This window comes from Mycobacterium asiaticum, assembly GCF_001673315.1.
In the GTDB taxonomy this organism is placed as follows: Bacteria; Actinomycetota; Actinomycetes; order Mycobacteriales; family Mycobacteriaceae; genus Mycobacterium; species Mycobacterium asiaticum_B.
The window spans coordinates 1-4,142 of record NZ_LZLQ01000119.1 but is presented as its reverse complement, the minus strand read 5'-3'; the positions used below and the strand labels follow the sequence as shown (position 1 = coordinate 4,142).

The window sequence follows — 4,142 nt, the reverse complement described above, 5'->3', positions numbered from 1 at the left end:
TGTTTTATACTATTCTGTTTTCCTCTACACCGTCATCTTTAAATCTGTTTACACCAATACCGGGTTCTTGAACTCGGGTAACACCAACACCGGGGACCTGAACTCGGGTAACACCAACACAGGGAATCTGAACTCTGGCAATACCAACACCGGTAACCTGAATTCGGGGAAGACCAATACCGGGGACCTGAATTCAGGTGATACCAACACAGGGAATCTGAACTCGGGCAATACCAACACAGGTAACCTGAATTCGGGGAAGACCAAAACCGGGGACCTGAACTCGGGCAACACCAACACCGGGGACCTGAACTCGGGCGATACCAACACCGGCAACCTGAACTCGGGTTTCACCGATACCGGTAATGCGAACTCAGGCAACACCAACACGGGCAGCTTCAACTCCGGTAACACCAATACGGGCAGCCACAATTCGGGCTTCACCAATACGGGCGACAGTAACTCCGGAAAGACCAACACCGGGAGCCAGAACTCGGGCAACACTAATACCGGCGACCAGAACTCGGGTTCTACCAACACCGGCAGCGCGAATTCAGGCGACACCAACCGGTTCGACTACAACTCGGGCAACACCAACACGGGGAACTTCAACTCCGGCTTCACCAACACTGGCACCGGTAACTCGGGCAACACCAACACCGGCAACACCAATTCGGGCAACACCAATACCGGAAACGACAACTCGGGTAATACCAACACCGGCACCGGCAACTCCGGAAAAACCAACACCGGTGACAACAACTCTGGTGACACCAACACCGGAAACAGAAACTCCGGTAGTACCAACACGGGCAATGGCAATTCGGGTGACACCAATACAGGCGACCGGAACTCGGGCAACCTCAACACGGGTGACGACCAGACTGGAACGCCCTTTGGCGCAATCAATTCTGGTTACGGCAACGGGGCAAGTGTGGGTACGTCGGGCTACGACAACGGCACCCTAACGGGCGGCACATCGGGTTACCGGAACACAGTCAGCGGTGGAACGTCCGGTTTTGACAACGGCGGCAGCGCCGGGAACTCGGGTACCGGTAACGGTGGTGCCGGCGGCGGGCATTCGGGCTCGGGCAACGGTGGTATCGGATTCGGGAACTCAGGATCGGGCAACGGTGGTCTCGGCGGCGGGAATTCGGGACACGACAACGGTGGTATCGGCGGTGGAAATTCGGGCGACCACAACGGTGCCGCCGGCGGCGGGAACGCGGGCAGCAAGAACACCGGGGGATTCGGGACCTCAGGTGTCGAAAACTCCGCTTCGGGCGGAAACTCGGGCTTCCAGAACAGCGCCGGCGCTGGGCAGTCGGGTACTGGCAATAGCGGCGGCGGTGGCAACTCGGGCACTAAAAACAGCGGATCCTTGGGTAGTTCGGGCGAAAGCAACGGCGGGTCTGGCGGGAGTTCGGGCAGTTCCAATAACGGGAGCGCCGGTAACTCGGGCTCAGGCAACTCAGGCAGCGTCGGGAATTCGGGCCAAAACAACAGTGGCGGCGGCGGGAACTCAGGCTCCAACAACAGTGGGGCCACTTTTGGGAGCTCAGGCGAGCGCAACTTCGCCACCGGCGGAAGTTCGGGCATCAACAACGGCGGGAGCGCCGGAAACTCGGGTACCGGGAACTCGGGGAGTGCGGGGAATTCGGGCGACAACAACAGCGCCGGCGGTGGGAACTCGGGCTCCCGCAACACCGGGGCGACCTTCGGGAGCTCGGGTGAGCGGAATGCGGCTGCGGGCGGCAGCTCCGGTTTCGGCAACAACGGAACAGCCGGAAACTCGGGCACCGGCAATAACGGCAGCGGCGGTCAATCCGGCACCGGCAACAACGGTGGCGTCGGAACCTCGGGGAATGGCAACAATGCGTCCGGCGGCAGCTCTGGTTCCAAGAACAACGGCACCGCCGGAAACTCGGGCACCGGCAACAACGGCAGCGCCGGGAACTCGGGCTATAACAACAATGGGAGCGCCGGGAACTCGGGAGCCGGGAACACCGCAGTCACCTTCGGAAGCTCAGGCGTCGGCAACATTTCAGCCGCTGGGAGCTCGGGTTTCGGTAATACCGCGACAGGCGGATCCTCGGGTACTGACAACGCAGGAAGTGGCGGAAGCTCGGGCGACCGCAACAATGTGTCCGCGGGGAGCTCGGGCAACCGCAACATCGGCGGCGGAAACGCCGGCACAGGCAACCTCGGCTTCGGCAGTTCGGGCACTGAAAACGCTGGTGCCGGCAGCTCCGGTACCAAGAACCCTGGCGGCGGGAACGCGGGCACGGGCAACGTCGGTGGTGGGACTTCGGGCACCAGCAACCTGGGTGGGGGAAACTCCGGTAACAACAATCTGGGCTTGGGCAGCTCTGGGCGGTACAACCCGGGCGTCGGGAACTCCGGCACCTTGAACCCGGGTGCTGGCAGCTCTGGTCTGCTCAACTTCAACGGCGGGACCTCCGGCTACCTGGCCCTGGGGCTCGGCAGCTCCGGAGTGTTGACACCGGGCGCCGGAAACTCGGGCCTGCTGACACCGGGCACCGGAAACTCGGGCTTGCTACTCGCGGGCTTGGGGAACTCCGGGGTGCTCACCCTGGGTGCGGCGGTATCGGGCCTGCTGGATCTGGGCCTCGCCAACTCCGGCATCCTCAACGCAGGCACGCTGCTTTCGGGCATCAAGAACATCGGTGTCTACACCTCGGGCTTCGAGGACATCGGCTATTTCCCGCGGGCGCTTTACGTGGGCAATCTGATATTCGGTTTGCTGACGGGTCTGTGAACCGTCGTCACGAACCCAGCGCCGAGCAGGCCGTAAGGATCTGACAGAAAGTAGTCCGGCAGCCCTAGCGGCTCTCGGCGGCGACTTCGAATGTGATTGCGTCCAGCTCAGCTCAGTGCTGGTGTGTCCGTAGGGCATTCATCGAGTGGCGCGCGGGGCGGGTCGTGTTGCTGTCGCCGGTGGTTGCCCTGACGTTATTGCCGTTGGCGGGTGTGCACTTTGCCCGGTGATCTCTGGCAAAAGTGGAGGAAGTGACCTTTTCGCGGCATCGCTGGGTTGGAATCGTTGGCCCTTGCCTGGGTTCCCGAGCGTGGTGGGCGCCGGCTCGCTATTCGCTGGGTTGTCACCTGATTGCCAACCTGTCCGCTGAGAGGTTGTGGAATGTCGTTTATCACTGTTGCGCCGGAATTGGTGTCGGCTGCGGCTGCGGATCTGGCGAGGATCGGTTCGTCGATCGGTGCGGCGAATGCGGCGGCGGCGGCTCAGACCAGCAGCGTCGTAGCTGCGGCTGAGGATGAGATCTCGGCGGCTATTGCGGCGTTGTTTGGCGCGCACGGTCGGGAGTATCAAGCCCTGAGCGCGCGGCTCGCGCTCTTTCAAAACCAGTTCGAGCGGGCTCTGGGTGCAGGCGCGTCGTCCTATGCGGGTGCTGAGGCGCTCAATGTTGAGCAGGTTTTGTTGGACGCGGTGAACGGGCCCACCCGGGCGTTGTGGGGGCGTTCGTTGATCGGTAACGGTGCGAGCGGGTCGGCGCCGGGGCAGTCCGGCGGCGCGGGTGGATTGTTGTTCGGCAATGGCGGGGCCGGGGCGGCCGGCGGGGTCGGTCAGACCGGTGGCAGTGGCGGCGCTGCCGGGCTGTTCGGAGTGGGCGGGATGGGTGGTGCCGGCGGTGCCGGTGCGGCGGGTGGGACTGGCGGCGCCGGTGGATGGTTGTACGGCGCGGGTGGCGCCGGAGGTGCTGGCGGGCTCGGCGCTGGCACTGGCGGCGTGGGCGGCAACGCCGGGATCTTCGGCAGCGGTGGCGTCGGCGGCATCGGCGGGGCCGGTGGCGGAACTGGCGGTGTGGGCGGCAATGCCGGGTATTTCGGGAACGGCGGTGCTGGTGGCGCCGGTGGTACGGGTACGGCCGGTGCTCCCGGTTTGGCGCCAGGTGAGTCCGGTGGACCCGGCGTTGACGGAGGCAACGGGTCAGCTGGTGGGTCTGGTAGCACCGGTGGTGTCGGTGGCGTGGGCGGCCGTGGGGGGTTGCTGATAGGTGATGGTGGCACCGGCGGTACCGGTGCCAGTGTTGGTGAAGCCGGAGTTGAAGTTCCCCGTGTTGGTGTTGCCAGAGTTGTAGTAAACGCTATGGGTGTAACCAGAA

General features: G+C 63.6%; 2 protein-coding genes. Both read left to right on the top strand.

The window, feature by feature from the left end; all coding sequences use genetic code 11:
• Positions 1-2,779, top strand: a 2,779-nt coding sequence (locus A5636_RS18165; RefSeq protein WP_155763878.1) for a beta strand repeat-containing protein, incomplete at its 5' end; no start/stop codon positions are given.
• 381 nt (positions 2,780-3,160) lie between these two features.
• Positions 3,161-4,142, top strand: a 982-nt coding sequence (locus tag A5636_RS18160) for a PE family protein (RefSeq protein ID WP_155763877.1), incomplete at its 3' end; no start/stop codon positions are given.